Below are 18,296 nucleotides of genomic sequence, written 5' to 3' on the forward strand. Positions count from 1 at the left end.
ATGCAGTCAGTTGCACGCCAGCAAACACACCAAAACGCCGGCCGGTATGCGGTCTTCTTCGTGTGCGCTGTTCTGGCTTGTGTATGGCAAGCCCAGGCCCAGCCTGTCAGCCGTTTTGCCTTGTCGGCCGATTTGGCGATGCCTGCCAGTGCGTCTGTCGTGCGCATGAGTGTGCCCACTGAGGTATTGGCCGGTATGCATTCCCAGCAAGGCGATGATTTGCGGCTTGTCAATGGCGTCGATGCGATGCTGCCTTTTGCCATCACGGCCGAGTTGGGCGCGGTGCAGGCGCCCGCGCCCACGCAAGTGCTGCGCGGCTATCGGATAGAAGCGCCGGCTGCATTGGCGCAGCAAACGCCCAGCCTGCGCATCATTGAAAACGATGGGCGCCGTTTGGTGGAGCTGGGCGCCAGCGAGTCTGCTCAGCCGCAACAGCGTTTGCGTGGTTTGCTCTTCGACACGCGTGCGGTCGACAAACCCGTGCAAAGTATTGAGATTCGCGGTGAGCTGCCGCGCAATGAGCTGTTGCAGGTCACGCTGATGGGCAGCCGTGATTTGAAGGACTGGTACCCGGTGGCCCAGCCGCAGCCGCTGTTTCAGTTTGACGACGAGGGGCCTGGTAATTCGCGCATTAGGCTCAATGCCTCGCAGTCATTGAAGGGCCAGTACCTGCGCCTGAGCTGGGCCGATTCGGTGCAGTTCCCTGAGGTCGATCTGGCACTGGAGTTTGAGGCCGAAACCGCTGCGCGCGAGCCTGATTATTGGCCTCTAGGGCCTGCTGTGAAGCAGGGCGATACCTTTGCCGAGTGGTTGTTGCCAGCGGGCTATGCCGTGCAAGGGTTGCGCCTGCAGTCGCGAACGGCCAATAGCTTGTTGCCAGTGCGCATTTTGACGCGTGAGCGCGATGAGCAGCCTTGGCGTATGGTGGGCAATACGGTGGTCTATAGCCTGCCAGCGCAGGCGGCTGAGGCGAACGGCGCAGCACAGCCTCAGAGCAATGCTGCGCTGGCGGTAGCGCACTCCTTGTCGCGCCAGTTGCGCATCGAGGTGGACCAGGGCTTCTCGCTGGCCCATAACCCGATCGAGGCGGGCTTGGAGTACACGCCTATGCAGGTGGTGTTTGTGGCCTCAGGGCCTGGGCCATTTCGCTTATTGGCAGGCGCCGATGCCGTGCCACCGATGCGCTTGCCCTTGACCACCGTGATGCCAGGCTACCAGCCGGGCATGGAGCACCGCTTGCCAGAAGCGCAGGTGCTGGCAGTAACGCCAGTGGTGCAGCCCGAAGCGCCAAGCGCGGGCTTTGTCAGCCGATGGCTGAACCAAAAACTGCTGTTGTGGGGCATTTTGATTCTGGCCGTGTGCGTATTGGCTGCGATTGCGCTGAGCGTTTTACGCACTAGCCAGGCCGAGCGCGAGTCTGGTAAACCCAGATCCTAAGCGCCTGTTCAAAGCCAAGCTTCACTGGCCAAACCACTGCACCAGGCTGGCTGGTTCTGCGGGAATGCCGTTGATGGTGTTCAGCCCGCGCTGGTAGACCAATGCGGCCTCTACCAACGGGCCATCGCGCTGCCACAGGCCTTGCGTGAGCAGGGCGTTGAAGATGCTCGCTCCTTGCAGGTTCTGGGCCAGTACTGCAGGCAAACGGACATGGAAGCGCAGATCGAGTTTGGCCGCCAGACTCATTGGCAAGAACGACAAGTCGGTGCCGGTCAGGCTAGGGGCTTGCACAAACCCTGTGAGCACCACTTCGCCAGCGGGCAGCTCCACGCTGGCGCGGTCCAGCTGCAGGCGCAAACCTTGCTGAAACAGCGCGGCGATGTCGGTTTGAATCGCTTGCTGCTCAGCCAAAGTCAGTGTTTGGGCAGATGCACTGGGAGTTTGCTGCTGTTGGTTGAGCCAGTCGCCAAGCCTTGGCATCAGATGCGCCAGCGTCTCGACAGGAATGGCGTCTAAGGACATCAGCCATTGCACGGCGCCAGTCTGCATGTCATCGAATCGCGTCGCATCGGCCTTGAGACTGGCGCTGGCTTGGCCGATGGCCGTTTGTGTGTCTAGGCGGTTGCTGAGCGCCAGGCCATCGATGCGTAAGGCATAGGGCACTTGCTGGCTGGTTGGAACACCGGGTGCAAACACATGGCGTAGTTCTAGGTGGGCGAGTTGGGCCTCACTGCGTCCGTCGTACAACGCATCCCGCCCGGCGGGCAACTGGTATTGCCCAGTGAGGGCCACAGCGCCAATGGCAATCAGCGCATCCTGCGCGCCAGTCCATTGCATGCCGTCCCATTCCAGCTCGGCCGAGAAGCTGCGCCATTGTGGCGCCAGATTGAGCTGGCCTTGGAGTGCGCCGACGCTCCAATACCCACCGTTGGCATCGGTGAAGCTGCCAGGCTGGCCGGAGATGGTTAGGAGCACGCGCCGATCAAAGCCCAGCTGGCTCTGAATCTGCAGAAACACGCCGTTCGCATTGGGCGTGTCCGGCATTGGCCTGGCATCAGGCGAGATCACACCATCGCTGGTGGCAGACACCAAGCCCACACTGCGCCAACCAGGCAATGGGCCATGCGCTATGTGGTGCTGTACCTTGAGGACTAGGCCACCATTTCCATCGCCAAGGTGGATTTGGCTGCTGGCCTCAGAGGAGAACCAACCGCGCCGGTATGACTGCAGTTGCACTGGCACGCCCAACTGCTCGCTGAGCTGCGCATGGCCCTGGCGCACTTGGGTTTCAATCTGCAGACCAATCCACCAACTGGCCAGTGCGCACAGCAATAAGCCGAACCCGGCAAGACCAAACAACCAACGTACAGCTTTCACGCCATTGCTCCCTCAAACGCATGTGTTGAAATGCTGTATTGTTTCACAGGGCCTTGAATTGGCCTCTATCATTGGCAGCCTTACTCACACCTACATTGACCGCACATTGGTAGAAGGACAAGGCATGTTCACCGGCATCATCACGGCTCTGGGCCGCATTACCCATCTCGAAAACCTCGGCGAGAGCGAGGCTCATGGCAAACGACTCACGATCCAGGCGCCAGACGAGTATTTGGACGATGTGGTCTTGGGTGACAGCATTGCCCTCAATGGCGCTTGCATGACCGTCACTTCCCTGAGCCTGGATAGCAGTGCGTTCACCATTGAGATTTCAGCCGAATCCCTGCGCCTCACAACTGGCCTGGACCAGTTGCAGGAAGTCAACATGGAGAAAGCCCTGCGTGCAGCCGACCGACTGGGCGGCCATATGGTCTCTGGCCATGTCGACGGCATTGGCACAGTGAGCCATTTTGCGCCAGTGGGCGAAAGCCATGAGCTGCGCATCGTTGCGCCCAAAGCCTTGGCGCAATACCTGGCCTACAAAGGCTCGATCACCGTGCAAGGGGTGAGCCTGACCGTCAATTCCGTGACCGATTTGCCAGACGGCTGTGAGTTCAGCATCAACCTGATTGCGCACACGATTGAACACACGACCTTCAAATACTTGCAGCCAGGCAGCCAGGTCAACCTGGAGGTCGACGTGATTGCGCGCTATGTGGCGCGCATGATGGGGCGCTAAAAATCTGTTTGCGATGTTTTTGCGGATCGCGAAAAGATCGTAAACCGGTTCTAAGCCGAGCTTCCCTCAGGGCGGCATCCACACCCGCAGTGGATAATCCTGTGGATAGCATGCGGCAATCGCCGGGATGGCCCTATGAAGAACCATTCGTTGCACAAAAAGTAAGCATGTGGCATATGGTGGATGGCGTTGCTGTTCATACCGAGCCGTAGGGTGGCGCAGCTTTGCTGCCCACGCCAGCCAGCGCCTCAACATGGCATGTTGCAAAACGCTTTTTGCAGGGCGTTGGTGCTTGTGAGGCAGCGCCATCCGCGTGGGCAGGCAACCTGCTCACTCTCCAAATCCCCAGCTCGTCACTGCGTAGCCAATAACGCCTCAATCGCCCGAGCCAGCTCACCGTGTACCACCAAGGGGGCACACAAATCGCTGCAGCTTTACGGGAGGATTACCCCGCCTCACTAGACGAAGCCTTGGCTGGGCCGGTGGCATTGGCTGCTTGGCGCTCCAGCCTGGGCAAGCGTTTATTCTTCGTCGCCGCGCATGCGCTCAAAGGCCTTGCCGACAACTTCGCTGTGGCGCACGCGCTCACCGCTGGCACCAGGGTGCGCGCGGCTCAATATGTCGAGCTGCTCTTGCATCGTGGTGGCGATTTGCAACATGACGCGGTGTAAGCCTAGTTGCTGGCGGCGGTTGTTGGCCAGGTGTTCTTGCACCGGCTGCAAGGCACTGGCAACCAGATTGCCCAATTCGCGCGCGGCCAGCAAGCGCGTGGTTTCATCGGCTGTGGCAGCACTGGCGGTATCGAGGCTGGACGCTTTGCTCTCTAGCGCGTTGGCCAGTGCTTGTCGCAAGGCTTCTGCGGTGCTTTGGCCTGATTGCTGCTGGGCTGCAGCCAGCTGGTGCAGGCTCGCCAAAATGTCAGCCCAAGGCGCGGCAGCTTGCTGGCGCTGTTGTTCGGCTTGTTCTGCTTGCGCCGCGGCCGAGAGTGCGCTGTGCTTGGTGGCTTCGACCAGATCAATCAGTTGCGCAACGATCTTGCCGCCGGTGTCGGTGTCCGAGCCGCCAATCGCTTGGCTGCGCATGAAGTTGCGTTTGATCTCCGTCCAGCGCGCTTGTTGCTCCGCTGTCATGTGCTGGCGCAATTCGGCCAGTTTAAGCAGGTTTTCTTCGGCGCCAGTGGTCAGCAATTGCGACTCACCCAGATAGTGGTCGTTCAGCAGTTGCTGCATTTCCTGCGCATTCATGACGCTGGTGATTTTTTCGGCCAGCTTGTTCATATTGCGGTAGGAGCCCTGCAGCTTGAATGGCGGCTCGGTGCGGTAGGCATCGGCCTGGCCAGCACTGGCGATGTATTGCTGGTTGACCTTGTAGACCACCTCGCGCACTTGCAACATGCGCTCGAGCACCGCGCCAATCTCGCGCAGCTCGGCGGCACTGTAGTCGTGGCTGAGCTCGTTGCTGGAGAATTCTTTGCCCTGGATTTTCCCCACCAGCAGATACAGGTCTTTCAGATCTCGGGTGGCCAAAGGCGCGAGCACCGCGTTGCTGGTCAAGCTGTTTTCGATGTAGCTGAGCTTGAAGGTTTCTTCGAGGCCACCCAGCACATCGCCGAGGTTGTAGACGTCAGCGCGGTTGGCCAGCATGTCGGGGATTTTGAAGACTTCGCCCGATTCGGTATAGGGGTTGCCAGACATGACGATGCAGAATTTCTTGCCGCGCATGTCGTAGGTCTTGGTGCGGCCACGCCAGACGCCTTCGATGCGGCGTGTGCCGTCGGACAGCGAGATAAAGCGCTGCAGAAATTCTGGGTGGGTGTGCTGGATATCGTCGATGTAGAGCATGACGTTATTGCCCATCTCCAGCGCCAGATTGAGTTTCTCCAATTCCTGGCGGCTGGTCGCATCTGGTGCTTGGGCTGGATCAATACTGCGCACTTCATGGCCGAGCGCCGGACCGTTGATTTTCATGAAAATCAACCCCAAGCGGTTGGCCACGTATTCCATCAGCGTGGTTTTGCCATAACCGGGTGGCGAGATCATCATCAACAAGCCCATCAGGTCGGTGCGCTTGTTCTCACCGACGGTGCCCATTTGTTTGGCCAGGTTGTCACCAATCACGCTCAGATATACGTCGTTGATGAGTTTGTTGCGCACAAAGCTGGACAGCGGGCGCGGCTTGAATTCTTCCAGCCGCATGCTGCTGCGTTGCTCGACCAGAATGTCCTGGCGCAATTGCTGGTAGCGGCGCAGGCCGGGGACAAACTGGCTGCTATGCCAATGGGCGCGGCGCGAAAAATCGTCCACGCCCAAATCGAGTTGGCCGTCGTGGATGCGGCTGTGCTGGCCCAGCAAGCCGGTGACCGTGGCGCGCAAATCGACACGCAAGGCTTCGCGCTGCACGTTGCTGTGCAGCAGGGCCAACGTCGCGGCTTCGTCGGCGTAGGAGCCGTTATTGGCCTGGCCTTGTGCGGTTTGCTGGCGGGCCACGGCGTGCAGCCAGTGCAGCGCGAGGTCGTAGCGGGTGGCCAGCGGTTGGCTGGCATCACGCAAGGCGGCATCCAGCTCGCTCCAGGAGCCATCGCTTTGCAACTTGTCTTGCAAGGCTTGCAGCAACTGCTCCGCATAGGTAGAGAAATGCATGCGCGGCGCGCTGCTGGAGAGCTCTTGCACCAGGTAGTCAGCACCTTGCTGGGCCAGCGCTGCGAGGTCGGTTTGGAAGTGCACCAGCTGGTTGCCTTGCACAAAGGTGTGCAGCGCTTGGGCCACTTCAGTGACCAGGGCATTGCGTGCGTCCTCGCTGCCCAGCAAGCGCTGCATGCTGGCGGCGCTTTGGGCGCGGCTGTGCCAATGGCGTGCCAGCGTGGCGATTTTGAAGGTGTAGTCGCTGCCGGCGCGCAGCTCGTTCCACAGCAGCACGGCCAAGGCGCGGGCCTTGGCGTCAAAGGCCAGTACGCCGGCTTTTTCCTGCAGTGGCAATAGGGCTTGCAAAATCAAGGCCGCATCGTGGTCGTGGATGCCGCGTTCATAGCCTTCGCGGTAACGGGGTGCGGCAAAAGCGCGCACTGCGCGCATCAGGGCCTCAGGTTGGGGTAGTAGCGCGATCAGTTGATCGCGACTGAGGATTTCTGCGCCTTCACCGCTCTGGGCTGCATTGCTAGAGGCCGGTTGGCGGGCCGCTTCCAGCATTTGCAAGGCCAGGTATTCGGCGCGGTAGATTTGCGGCGATTCGGACTCCAGGGTCACGTCCCAGTAGGCTTTGAGCTCAGCCAATTCAGGCAGGGCCAGTGGCTCCATGTAGTCCGTGCCGGTCAGGTGCAGGTTGAGCTGCTCACCGCGTGGCATCAAGGTCAAGTCCAGCACCTGGGTGTTGACAGAAAAGCGGTGTTTGCCCAGGCGGATGATATTGCCGTCGCCTTCAAACAGTTCGCTGCGGTCGCGCAGCGCACGCACGGCCTGGTCGCGTATGCCTTTGAGGCGTGCTTCGATGTCATCGGCTTTGACGCTGTCTTGCAGTTCACGCAGGCGTGCTGCGAGTTCACGCAGTTTCAGAATCAGTGCGTCGCCGGCAAAAAAGGCATTGAGCGTGTCCTGGCTGTCCATGCGCTCGGTGCGCCGTGGTAAGCCCTCCAAAATGCGCAAGGCCGCATCGAACACGCCTTGTGCACGGCGCTGGCGCTCATCCAGCAGGGTTTGTTTGTGTGCCTCAAAAGTCTCCAGCAACTCTTCGCGCTTGCTGATGATGTCGCCCAGAAACTGCTCGTGCTCGCCAAACTGGCTCTCCAGCTCTTCGAGTTGCACCAGCAGGCGCGCCAGTTGTTCGTCGCATTTTTCTGGGTCATTGGCCAGTGCCAATGCACTGGCAATGCTTTGGCCAAACAGCGCAAACTGCGCGCCAAACTGCGCCACTTGTTCGGCCGCGCCCATGCCGCGTTTGCGCTGTTCGGCGCGCGCGCGCGCCTGGTTCAGCGCCGCATAGATTTCGGAGATACCTTCGACAATGCGGGTGCGCTGGGTTGGGTCTTCGACTTGCAACACTGCCATCAGCTCAGAGAGCGTGTCCAGCTCGGCCGACATGGCTTGCATGGCGGCCACCGGCTCGTTGATTTGCGGCGTGGTCTGGGCTTTTTGGACTTGTTCTTCGAGTGTCTTCAAGCCTTCGGTGTACGGCTTGAGTGCGTCTTCGCTGGCCAGGAAGGTGGCCGTGCGGGCTGCCACATCATCGCCAGTGGCATTGAGCTCGGCCTGCATGCCGTCGACAGCGGCTGTGTCTACATAGCGCAGGTCGCGGATACTCATCAAGCGCCCGCGTTGTTGGGTGATTTGTGCCAGCGCCTGCACGTAGTCGCGTGTTTGGCTCCAGTCGCCGCGGCGCATTTCCATCAGCAAGCTGCGCTGGCGGGTTTGCGCCTCGCTCATTTGGCGCTGGGTTTCGCTGCGGATGCTTTCAACTTTTTCGTATTCGTCGAGCACGGCCTCGCCGCTGGCAGTGATCTCGTGCAGCACCTTGGGCAGGCCGGAGAATTGCGCATCCTCCATCCAGTGGTAGCGCTCGAACAGGCGGCGTGTGGTGTCGATCAGGCGTTCATAGCGGCTGCTGGAGACTTCTTCGGCATCAATTTCTCGCGTCAGGCTGTACAGCTCAGAAATACCGCGCACCAGCTCGGCATTGCCAATGCGGCCCATCGGCGTGTTTTTCGCAGGCTGGCGGGCGGCGAATTCTTCGCTCGCAAATGGCGTGCGCCAGATTTGCATGGGGTGGATGCGGGTGGGCTCATCGGACTCGCTGCTGAAGATGACCATGCGGCCATCTTCCAGGCGGGCGTAGCCGTGGCCAATGATTGGCGGCTGCAGTTCGCGCGCAATCATGTTGTAGGTGAACAGCGCCATGCGCCCGCTGGTGGGCTCGTAGAAGATGTACATCACATCTTCGCCATTGGGTGAGCGGTAGCTGCGCTTGTACAGCATGCCGCGCATGTCCTGGCTGAAATGGCGGTGCTCGCCGCTTTGCAGGTAGTAGCCCCCAGGGAAGATGATGCCGTGGTCTTCGGGCAACTGGATGCAGGCCAGGCCAATCGCATCGATGCGCTGCACTTTTTGCGTCAGCGTGTTGTAGACCAGGTAGCGCCACTCTTCTTCGCGGTAGGGCAGTACTTTCAGCAGGATCAGGCTGCCTACACTGGCATATTCGATTTTGGCGTCGTCCAGCGATTGGGTTGCATCCTGCACGGCTTCGCGCCAAATGCCCAGACCGTCGTTGGTGTTGTCCTCGATCTTGATCGTCAGGTCGCCGCCAATGGTGTCGATGAAGATCGTATCCAGAATGGCGATGTGCGGGTAGCGTCCTTGTACGACGTCGTTGCGGCCGGTAGGCAGCCATTCGAAGTCGTAGGGTGCGGGCAGCGCAATGTCGCGCTCGCCGCGGTTGTCGATGTATTGGACCTCTTTGCCATCGGGCGAGACTGACCAGCGGAACACCCGCACGTCGGCCAGTCGCTCACCAATTTGAAAGGCCGCCAGCAGTTGGCCTTCCTTGATCACCAGCTGCAGCAAGCGAGCGCCTTTGTAGTAGGTGTAGAGCTCGCGGAAATCCTGCACAAAGCTTTGGTGGCCCAAGAAACTTTGGCGCACATCGACAGGTACGATGTCGTAGCTATCGGCAGCGGCTGCATTACCGCCATCGACTGCATCGGCTTTGGCCGCTTGCAAGCGGTAGACGGCAAACACATCCTCAATGCGGGTTTCTTGCTTGATGCCCAAAAACACGTTGTAGCCAAACACGGTCAGCTCACCAACCTGGACGATGTCGCGGCCTACGCAGTTGTTTTCGGTGCGCACGCGCACACGCCCCAGCAGGTCCATGTGGCTGGCACCAAACTCCTGCAGGCGCTGGCCATTCAAGTCAGCAGCAATGCCGCGCAAGGCCGCGCCTTGGTCCGACAGCCGCTTTTGCAACACTTCGTAGGCGCCGCCGGATGCGACTGCTTGGTTGATCGCGCTGTGTGCGCCTTGCTCGTTTTGCTCGCTGGTTGCCATGCTGCTGTCTCGTTGAATACCGTTGGATTGCACTTTATCGTATGTATGCGTCAAGTTTCGCTATGAATGCATTCGATATTGCACGCTTCGTAAAAAAACTTCGTCGTCACATTCGTTGCAGAAGAAATATTCTTCTTGATTATTGACTCTTATAAGGCCACGTCTGGCTCGGTCAATGGTCCAAAAACTGCTTTCGCCGCTGATTTTCTCAATTTTCCTTTGGCATAGCAGCGTGATGGTATTAATTCGTGGTCGTAATCTCTTTGGCCTCTTTGGCTGATGGTTGTTGCTGTTTGGAAGAAGTTTCTAATTTGTGCCTCTGAAAGAATGAATTCCTTGCAGTCTTGTGGCGTTTCGTCAGAGAAGCTGGCTTTTTCTTCGAATAGAGCGTCTTCTTTGCTCGTAATACTTTTGATGAGTGAATTAATAATCAAGCCTTTTTTGATTATTTTTTTCGTCGCTTTTAGTGCAACTAGATAGAAGTGGTGAGGTCATGATGAAGATGAGGAGCGGTTTCATATTTTTAATGCTTTGCTGGATTTTTTAATTGAGGATTTGATATCTCAAAAATTACCCGAGGCTTTGATTGCGTGAAACATGTTTGTGCTCTACATGGCATCACCGATGCCTTCTCTTTCGCCGATCGAGGGCACATTTCGAATTCTTTTCTGTGCTGATTAATCTAGAGGAATCTTTGTTCATGATCGGTTTTTTGAGGGTTCATCAATTTCGTAGTAGCTAATTATTGGTTGAATGAGTCAGAAGCAGCTAATGCGCAGTCAAGATCGCATGCCTCATAGAAAATTTCTTCTTCGCAGTCATTGCAGAAGAAATATGTTGATTCTTGGCTGTCGTATAATATTTGCCCTCGCCTAGCTCGGTCTATACGCCAACGACCATTTTCGTTTCCCATGGATTGCAGAGTGCCTGTTGCGTAGCAGCGTGATGGTAGATAAGAGTGAACGTAATCATTTCTCATGACAGTAATTGCTGTAGAGAAGAATTTTTTTACTTGTTCGTCAGTTATTTTAAATTCTTGGCATTGCTCAATCGTTTCATCTGAGCTGCTGGCTGTTTCGCTGAATAGTCCGTCTCTTAACGTTGTGATTGATTGGACTGCATTAGTTGCACCAGGAGGTATGCGAAGCGCAAAATTTTTGTTGCTGTTGCTGTTGCTGTTGCTGTTGCTGTTGCTGTTGCTGTTGCTGTTGCTGTTGCTGTTGCTGTTGCTGTTTGATGTGCATCCGGATGTAATTAAAACTACAACGAATGCATATATGATTTTTTTACCATACAGCTCCCTTTGCCTCGGTTTTGTTTTTATAGGATATTTCTGAGTGGCGAAATATTTCAGAAGGAGATATGTTAAGTTGCGCGCTTAGCTGATTAATCAACCATCTCAATGACACAGTTTGTTCGTTGGATAAACTTTCGAAAATTTTATCATCCTCAAGTGCTGTTAGTGGCAGCGCTTGCCCAACAATTTCAATGCCGATACTATCAATATTAGCTGGATAACGATCTGGGACTTTCTTTTGCATCTGCCTTTCGTGCGTTGCCGTTGTATTCCATGTTTTTTCTAATTTATTTTCTTAAGGAGTGCATCGTTTCTCAGCTATGCATCGCGATCTGAGCTTTCCAACATGCCATGTTGTTTGCGCAAGAGAAGCAGTTTGATAAATTGTCCCGTCTCGATCTATAAGGAAATGCGCGCCGTTCTTTCCAGCTGTATAGCCATTGAAGGCGGATTGAGCTGTTGGGCCATCTGTTTGATGAACGATGATTCCGGCAATGAGGGGCATTGGTCCTTTTTCAATTTTTATGTATCTTTTTTTTATGATTCTTGTGTGATCAATCATTCCTTCTGAATCAATTTCAAGCATTTTCATTCCTTGGTTGGTTTCAATGAATTGAATTAAGCCATCTTGTATTAGTATTTTTTATTTCTGGCCTCGAAGCGACACAGAGATCATTTCGAGGCCATGGTTCGTTCAGTTTCGGCGAACTGAATCTTTATAGTTTTCCATCAGACTGAGATCCTGGCGCAGTCTTCTGATCCAACAACTGCAGCAAGTCCTCCGCCTTGCCACCGCCGGTAAAGCGTTTGAGCAAATCGTCAATGATCGGGCTCTTGCCGGCTGCGCCTTCGATGAACTTGCCCACCGACAAGCCTTTGGCAAACTTGTCAAAGAACGCGCCCTCACCGCCGACGATGTCGATATTGGCTTTGGACAGGGCAGACGACAGCACTTCGGCTTGCTCGCGCGCAATGTCTTTGCTGGCATCGATGCTGGCAATGGAGCGTTCGAAGTTTTTCTCCAGTTGCATGCGGAATTCTTCGTGTGCACGGGCGTTGTCGTTGAGGCCGCCCAATGTGGTGAATTTCTCGGCCAAACCCTTGGCCTCGGCCATGAGTTTTTCCAGCAACACTGCGGCCTCGGCATTGCCGACTTCGCTGGTGACTTTGGCTTGGGCCAGGCCTTGCTCTTGGGTACCTTTGGCCACGGCAATGAGTTTTTCGGCCTCGACTTTGGCTTCGGCCAAGCCTTGTTTTTCAATCGCATCGGCCTTGGCATCGATGACGCGTGCTTCTGCCAGACCTTGTTCTTCCAGACCTTTGGCTTCGGCAATGAGTTTTTCAGCAGTGACTTTGGCTTGTGCCAAACCTTCGCGCTCCAGCGCGGCGGCGCTGACTTCGCGTACGCGGGCATCGGCCAAGCCAGGTGCGGCGCGTTCAGCCTGTATGCCTTCGGCCAAGCGTTTTTTGGCTTCGGCTTGCTGTGTGGCTGCTTCCAGCTCGGCTTGGGCCACGACGGTGATTTCGACGGCTTTGTGGCGTGAGGACGATTCGTCGGCTTCGGCCTTTTTCACTTGCTTGACCAAGGCCTCTTCGGCCTCAGCTTGGGCTTGCAATACGGTGACTTGCTTGAGGCGGTCGGCTTCAGAGACAACGCGCACTTCTTTGATGCGTTCTTCTTCCTGGGCGACGGTTTTCTCAACCGCTACGCGTTCGCGGATGACGTTGGCGATATTGGCTTTTTCAACTTCCAGCGCTTTTTCCTTTTCAATGCGCTGCAGCTCGACTTCGCGCTCGCGCGAGACTACCTCCAGGTCTTTGGCGCGGGTGACTTTTTCGACTTCAATCACCACGGCGCGCTGGCGGTTTTGCTGTGCGACTTCGACTTCACGCATGCGGTTTTCTTCACGAATATCGACTTGCTCTTGCGTGGCAATACGGGCATTTTCTGCTTTGAGTCGCTCTTCTTCTTGTACCTTTTTGGTTTCTGCTTCTTCGCGGGCCTGGATGGTGGCGATTTCACGCTTTTGGCGTGCTTGCGCATCGGCTTGTTGGCGCTCCAGTGCGAGCAGGGCTTCTTTGGTCTCGACGTTTTTCTTGGTGATGGCCATTTCCTCGTTGCGCTCGAGTTCGTTGGTCACGATGTTTTGTGCGGCCGTTAGTTCGGTGATTTTGCGAATGCCTTCGGCATCCAGAATATTGTTTGGATCCAGCGAGACTTTGGGCGTTTGCTCCAGGTAGTCAATCGCCACGTCTTCCAATGCGTAGCCGTTGAGGTCCTGGCCAATGATGGCGATGATGCGGTCGCGAAATTCAATCCGGTTTTCGAACAGGTCAACAAAGTCCAGTTGTTTACCAACGGTTTTCAATGCTTCAGAGAACTTGGCGTTGAACAGCTCATTCACTGCCCCTTTTTCTGAGGCGCGATCAACGCCAATGGCTTTGGCGACTTTGAGCACGTCGTCTGCGGTTTCGTTGACGCGCAGGTAAAACGCGACGGTGATGTCGGCGCGCATATTGTCGCGGCAGATCAGACCTTCTTTGCCACGGCGGTCAATTTCCAGCGTGATCAAAGAGATTTTCATGAATTCTTTTTTATGGATCACCGGCCAGACAATGCCGCCGGTAAACAGCACTTTGGGCTTGGCGCTCAAATCGTTTTTAATCAAGGCAGTGCCTTGCGGTACTTTGATGTAGAAGGCTTTGAGTGCGGCTAAAAAGCCGACCACCACAATCACGATGCCGACGAGTACGGCTGCGCCCAAAATGATCCATTCCATTGTTTTCTCCTGATGTTCCTATTGCGCTAATTGGGTTGAAATTGTTGATCGCTGTAGCCGCCGTGAGCATGGGCTGTTTCGGCTTTGGCTGTGGTTGCCTGGCTCCGCTGGAGAGGCTTTGGTGTGATGGGCGTGCGTTGCGCGTTGATGACCGCGCTAGATTATTGTGGATGGATTGTGTGGGAGTAAACCTGTTTCTTACAAGGCACTATTAACCATTTGTAAACTCGTCTTCACTGACAATGCGCCAAGCATTGTGTTCTGGCAGTTGCTCAATCACGACGACTTTGGTGCCGCGCGGCAAACTGCCGTTGCTGGTGCGCACTTGCAGCAGCAAGCCTGCGCCACCATCTTCGATGATGGCCTGACCTGCTTCAGGGGTTGCTGTGCCACTGCGGATCACGCCCGTGCGGCCGATGATGATGGTCGGTTCGCCCTCTGGTGGAATATGGCGCAGCATCGCGTGCACTGGGCGCAGCAGCACGATCGTGCACAGCAAGCCGCCAATCAGTGCTGCTGCAGTGATGGCACCGCCGATCAGAAACTGGATGGCAATCAAGCCAGCTTGGGGCATCAGCAAGCGGGTGCCAGCAAAGCTGATGACCCAGGCGCTCAGCACCAGCAAGGACACGATAATTGTCAGCGGCACACGGCCCAGACCGATTTTATTGAGTAAAGCTGCCAAGCCGCCGGCATCCACGGCATCACCGTCGCCCAGCAGCATTTGGTCCAGCACATCGGTATCGAGCAGACCCGTGATGGCGACCAGCCAATAGAGCATGACCAAAGCCAGCAGACCGGTGAAGATCACCGTGGGGAAGCTGAAAATGATGTGTAAAAAAATGGCCATTGTCACTCCCTTTATTTTGAACTGCGTGGTGCTTGGCCCATGCCTATTGCCCTCTCTTGCAATGCCACAGCTTCTATGGAGGCGTGTGCATTGGGCCTAATGAATGGGCCGCAGTATGCTCGCTGCGGGCTGTGCTTGCGGACTCGCAGCATGGACTGTGCAGCCATTGTTCTAGCTCCTGAGGTGCTTGAAGTGCTGTGTGTATCAGGGTTGCTGTTTTTTATGGGCCTTGAGCCGCGCCAGCACTGCTGAGGCACTGTGCGTGTCTGGCGTGATGCCGGCTGAGCGTAGTCGTGCATCCAGCGCATCTTCGGAGTTTTCCTTGGCCAGCTCTGCCGCAGCTTGCAGGCGGGCACCGTTTTCAGCTTGTTTTTGCTTGATGCGCTCGAGCGAGTCCAGGGCGGTTTGCACGCGGGACTCAGAGCCCGAGTAGCGCTCAGCCACGGTGGCTTGGGCACGCTGTACGTTCTCAGTCGCCTTGACGGTATCGGCTTGTTGCTTTAAACGCTTGATGTGCGAGTCGGCCTGGGCAATGGCTTGGCGCAATTGTGTGGCGCTGGAGGCGAATTGGTCTGCCTGGGCTTGCTCCTCATCGCGCGCGCGCTCCAATGAGGCAATCTTATTGGCAACTTCCAACGCCAGGTTTTCGTTATTGCCTTCGAGAGCTTTGATCGCGTAGCCTTCGTACTCTTGGATTGTGCTTACAGACTTTTCAAGCTTGCTGCGGGCGAGTTTTTCTTTGGCCATTATTTCAGCCAAAGCTTCTTTGCTTTTGCGCAAATCGGCATCAGCATCGCGGATTTCCTGGTCCAGAATGCGCAGGGCTTGGCTGTCCACAATCGCTTCACCGGCTTCATGGGCACCGCCGCGCAAGGCGGTGATGAGTTTGCTCCATACAGTCATAGTGTTCTCCTTCGTTGGTGCTTGATGGCCAGGCCATCAAAGAGGATGGATGTGGCTTGGGCTGCAGCCACTGTCAGTTCATGCGTGTTTAGGCGGCGGTGTTGTGTACGGCCGCTGCGAACGCTTCAGTCATCTGGATCACATTGTCTGAAAGCGTTTCGATTTCGTAGACCACATTGCCCAGGCTAGAGCTTGCGCTCAGAGCACCAAAGACGATGTAGGCCGCCTCGCCATTGGCAAACGATTCAATGCCCACGGTGGCCAAAGGAAAGACCTTCTGGGTGCGCAGCACTTGCTCGTTGAAGGCCGCATGGTCGCGGACGTAGCTGACTGGCCACAGGTAGGACTCGATCACAATTTGCCCGCCCGCAGCAGCCAAGAATAAGGGCAGATCGCCGTATTCGCGCATGGTGATCAACAAGCTCGCCTCGGATCCGTTGAGCAGCTCGAGTGTGGCCTGTCCACTACGGACCAGCTCGGTGCTTTGCAAGGCCTGGTACAAACTGTCGATAGTCCAAGGTGCGTTCATGTTCATAATGCCCTCCTGAATCAAAGGTTGCGCGCCACGCGGCTGGCGCATTTGCTTTTCAACCGCGAGCAGGTCGTCCGTGTATTCTGGAAGCACCCACAGCTCTTTCTTGATGAGTCCTTTGTCGCGTAGCCTTTGCCTGTGCAAACGTTGGTAATAGGCAGATGATTTTCTTTCCATGTGATGAATTTTATTTTTTTCACATGTGATGTCAATCATCTTCTGATATTACATGTTAAGTATTGTTAATTGAAGGTTTGACCTGGTTGCAGTCATCTGCGTGGCTAGTAATGGCACGGTGCGTCTTGCAGGCTTTAGGGCAAGCGCAGAATGCACGTTGTATTGAGAGAGCTGCCATTGCTCAAGCCAAGCAATGCCAATTGCAAGACGCAGACAATCTGCCTGTGAAACGTGCGGCGCGTGCCGTGCGGGTTCGTTCCATGGTCAGAGTCTTTGGATGAAATTGAAAAGGAGTAAAGCCATGCATGGTGAGTACAAGGTGCCTGGAGGCAAGCTGGTCGTTGTGGATTTGCAAGTGCAGGATGAGCGCATTTGCGATGTGCAGGTTGCAGGCGATTTTTTTCTTGAACCAGACGATGCGCTGGATGTGATTTGCAAGGCCCTTGAAGGCCAATCGGCCAAGGCAGATACGCCGCAACTGGCGCAGGCAATCCGTACGGCATTGCCAGCGGATGCCGTTTTATTTGGCTTCTCACCAGAGGCTGTGGCCATCGCTGTCAGACGCGCGCTGGGCGTGGCCAAAACCTGGCGCGATTACGAATGGCAAATTGTCCACGAGCCGGCTACTTCGCCTGCGATGCACGTGGCCTTGGACGAGGTGCTCAGCATGGAGGTCGCTGCTGGACGCAGACCGCCGACCTTGCGTTTTTGGGAGTGGAGTGCACCTGCCGTGATCCTGGGGGTGTTTCAATCGCTGCGCAATGAGGTTGATATGGAGCAAGCCAATCAACACGGCATCACCGTGGTGCGGCGCATTACGGGTGGCGGCGCGATGTTTGTCGAGCCACAAAGTGCGATCACCTATTCGATTTATGCCCCTACCGAGTTGGTCAGTGAATTGAGCATTGCTGACTCGTATGCATTTCTGGATGACTGGGTACTGCAAGGTTTGAAATCACTAGGGATTGATGCGTTTTACAAGCCGCTCAATGACATCACCAGCCCGCAAGGCAAAATTGGCGGTGCGGCACAAAAACGCTTTGCACATGGCGCTACCGTGCTGCACCACGTGACGATGTCATACGACATGGACGCTGAAAAAATGACGCAAGTGCTGCGCATTGGCCGAGAAAAGTTGAGCGACAAAGGCACAACCAGCGCAGCCAAACGTGTAGACCCTTTGCGCAGCCAGACCGGCCTGCCACGCCAGGAAGTGATTGAGCGCTTGCGCCAGACTTTTGTGCAAATGTATGGCGGCACACCGGGGGGCATCACCGCTGACGAATACGCCGCTGCTGAGGCGCTGGCTGAGAGCAAGTTTAGATCCGAAGAGTGGCTGACTAAGCTGCCTTGAGCGGCGTTGCAGCCATGGGCAATGCAGGTGTTGCCCCGTGGCTTGTTTTTTGAATGCTTTGTCTGGTGGTTTTTTGGATTAATATGGCGCACGCTTGGATGCAGTGGTTGTATTTATTTGGCAACAGGTGCAGTCGGGATCCTTGGAGAAAACCCTTATTTCGATTTGTCCAATTTTTGTTGAGCAGGTTAAATGGATTTGGTTATAGTTGCTTCAGAGGGTTAACACTTAGATAGTAACCCTGATAAGCCTGTTGTACGAGATGCGCGCCACGGCTTGACTGCCACGGCATCTCTTGTGAGAACCACTATGATCCAAGCCCTGATCGACTTTATCCAAGAAGCCCGCGAAGCACACTTGCCTGTCGCGAACCAATAATTCTTTTTCTATTTGCGGTGCGAGCCTAGATGTTTGCCCGCTCGTAGCGTCAAGCTCCATGGCTGTAAGGCTTTGGAGCTTTTCTTTTGACAAATTGCGGCATATGGGCACCTCTCGTAACCCAGCCTAAAGCTGCACGCTTCAAAGCCAAGCATGGGCTGAAGGAAAAAATGGCGTGTCAAATCGTCTCAAACAGGGTCTTTGGGCCCTTTATGGCTATGTTGCTGGCAATCACTTAATGACTTTGTCTTGTGCACTTGGGCACCTCTCGTAACCCAGCCTAAATCTGCACGACTCAAAGCCAAGCATGGGATGAAGTAAAAAAATGGCGCACTAATCGTCTCAAACAGGGCCTTTTGGCCCTGTTTTGCTATGCATTTGTGTATTGACCCACTAAAAAGCTGCACAGGTGTTATCGTGAAAGGAAATGACGATGGACA

At 55.7% G+C, this 18,296-nt stretch carries 11 protein-coding genes and 1 pseudogene; 4 read left to right on the plus strand and 8 right to left on the minus strand.

The features are described 5' to 3' along the window. On the plus strand, positions 1 to 1,437 hold the full coding sequence (locus E8K88_RS05700; RefSeq protein WP_136405686.1) for a DUF3999 family protein: 1,437 nt from the start codon (positions 1 to 3) through the stop codon (positions 1,435 to 1,437). 21 nt (positions 1,438 to 1,458) lie between these two features. On the opposite strand, the gene E8K88_RS05705 is transcribed toward E8K88_RS05700, so the two are convergent. Next, complete coding sequence (locus tag E8K88_RS05705; protein ID WP_136405687.1) at positions 1,459 to 2,814, minus strand: DUF945 family protein; 1,356 nt, start codon at positions 2,812 to 2,814, stop codon at positions 1,459 to 1,461. Between the two features lie 124 nt (positions 2,815 to 2,938). On the opposite strand from E8K88_RS05705, the gene E8K88_RS05710 reads away from it, so the two are divergent. Continuing rightward, a complete protein-coding gene (locus E8K88_RS05710) occupies positions 2,939 to 3,553 on the plus strand; it encodes a riboflavin synthase (RefSeq protein ID WP_136405688.1) in 615 nt (204 codons plus the stop codon). A 521-nt stretch (positions 3,554 to 4,074) separates the two neighbouring features. Here the strand turns inward: E8K88_RS05710 and E8K88_RS05715 are convergent. Together E8K88_RS05715 and E8K88_RS05720 are read right to left on the minus strand one after the other, a co-directional pair. After that, a complete protein-coding gene (locus E8K88_RS05715) occupies positions 4,075 to 9,585 on the minus strand; it encodes a DNA repair ATPase (protein WP_136405689.1) in 5,511 nt (1,836 codons plus the stop codon). A 149-nt stretch (positions 9,586 to 9,734) separates the two neighbouring features. Further along, the gene (locus E8K88_RS05720) at positions 9,735 to 10,019 is read right to left on the minus strand and encodes a hypothetical protein (protein WP_136405690.1); all 285 of its coding nucleotides are present in this window, start codon (positions 10,017 to 10,019) and stop codon (positions 9,735 to 9,737) included. A 543-nt stretch (positions 10,020 to 10,562) separates the two neighbouring features. Between E8K88_RS05720 and E8K88_RS17990 the strand changes: the two genes are divergently transcribed. Beyond that, positions 10,563 to 10,922, plus strand: a complete 360-nt coding sequence (locus E8K88_RS17990) for a hypothetical protein (protein WP_168797248.1) — start codon at positions 10,563 to 10,565, stop codon at positions 10,920 to 10,922. Here E8K88_RS17990 and E8K88_RS18675 read toward each other — a convergent pair. The 5 genes and pseudogenes from E8K88_RS18675 to bacA all read right to left on the minus strand — a co-directional run bounded on the left by E8K88_RS18675 (position 10,872) and on the right by bacA (position 16,163). After that, a pseudogene (locus tag E8K88_RS18675) lies at positions 10,872 to 11,474 on the minus strand (N-acetylmuramoyl-L-alanine amidase). The gene E8K88_RS17990 and the pseudogene E8K88_RS18675 overlap by 51 nt on opposite strands. Before the next feature lie 124 nt (positions 11,475 to 11,598). Then, positions 11,599 to 13,662: a hypothetical protein gene (locus E8K88_RS05730; RefSeq protein ID WP_240754346.1), complete on the minus strand. Its 2,064-nt coding sequence runs from the start codon at positions 13,660 to 13,662 to the stop codon at positions 11,599 to 11,601. Positions 13,663 to 13,873: 211 nt separating this feature from the next. Next, entirely contained in the window at positions 13,874 to 14,512 is a 639-nt protein-coding gene (locus E8K88_RS05735; RefSeq protein ID WP_136405691.1) for an OB-fold-containig protein, read from the minus strand. 204 nt (positions 14,513 to 14,716) lie between these two features. Beyond that, positions 14,717 to 15,415 carry a PspA/IM30 family protein gene (locus E8K88_RS05740; protein ID WP_136405692.1) on the minus strand — a complete coding sequence of 233 codons (699 nt, stop codon included), beginning with the start codon at positions 15,413 to 15,415 and terminating at the stop codon, positions 14,717 to 14,719. 88 nt (positions 15,416 to 15,503) lie between these two features. Then, complete coding sequence (bacA, locus tag E8K88_RS05745; protein ID WP_476703252.1) at positions 15,504 to 16,163, minus strand: biofilm formation regulator BacA; 660 nt, start codon at positions 16,161 to 16,163, stop codon at positions 15,504 to 15,506. Positions 16,164 to 16,761: 598 nt separating this feature from the next. On the opposite strand from bacA, the gene E8K88_RS05750 reads away from it, so the two are divergent. Further along, complete coding sequence (locus E8K88_RS05750; RefSeq protein WP_420813560.1) at positions 16,762 to 17,478, plus strand: lipoate--protein ligase family protein; 717 nt, start codon at positions 16,762 to 16,764, stop codon at positions 17,476 to 17,478. Positions 17,479 to 18,296: the final 818 nt, after the last annotated feature.

The organism is Lampropedia aestuarii (genome assembly GCF_004803635.1).
GTDB classification, from domain to species: Bacteria; Pseudomonadota; Gammaproteobacteria; order Burkholderiales; family Burkholderiaceae_C; genus Lampropedia; species Lampropedia aestuarii.

Bases quoted from the DNA above. Each gene is read 5' to 3' on its own strand.
- E8K88_RS05700 (WP_136405686.1), top strand. From the start codon at position 1: ATGCAGTCAGTTGCACGCCAGCAAACACACCAAAACGCCGGCCGGTAT.
- E8K88_RS05710 (WP_136405688.1), top strand. From the start codon at position 2,939: ATGTTCACCGGCATCATCACGGCTCTGGGCCGCATTACCCATCTCGAA.
- E8K88_RS05715 (WP_136405689.1), bottom strand. From the start codon at position 9,585: ATGGCAACCAGCGAGCAAAACGAGCAAGGCGCACACAGCGCGATCAAC.
- E8K88_RS17990 (WP_168797248.1), top strand. From the start codon at position 10,563: ATGACAGTAATTGCTGTAGAGAAGAATTTTTTTACTTGTTCGTCAGTT.
- E8K88_RS05730 (WP_240754346.1), bottom strand. From the start codon at position 13,662: ATGGAATGGATCATTTTGGGCGCAGCCGTACTCGTCGGCATCGTGATT.
- E8K88_RS05735 (WP_136405691.1), bottom strand. From the start codon at position 14,512: ATGGCCATTTTTTTACACATCATTTTCAGCTTCCCCACGGTGATCTTC.
- E8K88_RS05740 (WP_136405692.1), bottom strand. From the start codon at position 15,415: ATGACTGTATGGAGCAAACTCATCACCGCCTTGCGCGGCGGTGCCCAT.
- bacA (WP_476703252.1), bottom strand. From the start codon at position 16,163: ATGATTGACATCACATGTGAAAAAAATAAAATTCATCACATGGAAAGA.
- E8K88_RS05750 (WP_420813560.1), top strand. From the start codon at position 16,762: ATGCACGTGGCCTTGGACGAGGTGCTCAGCATGGAGGTCGCTGCTGGA.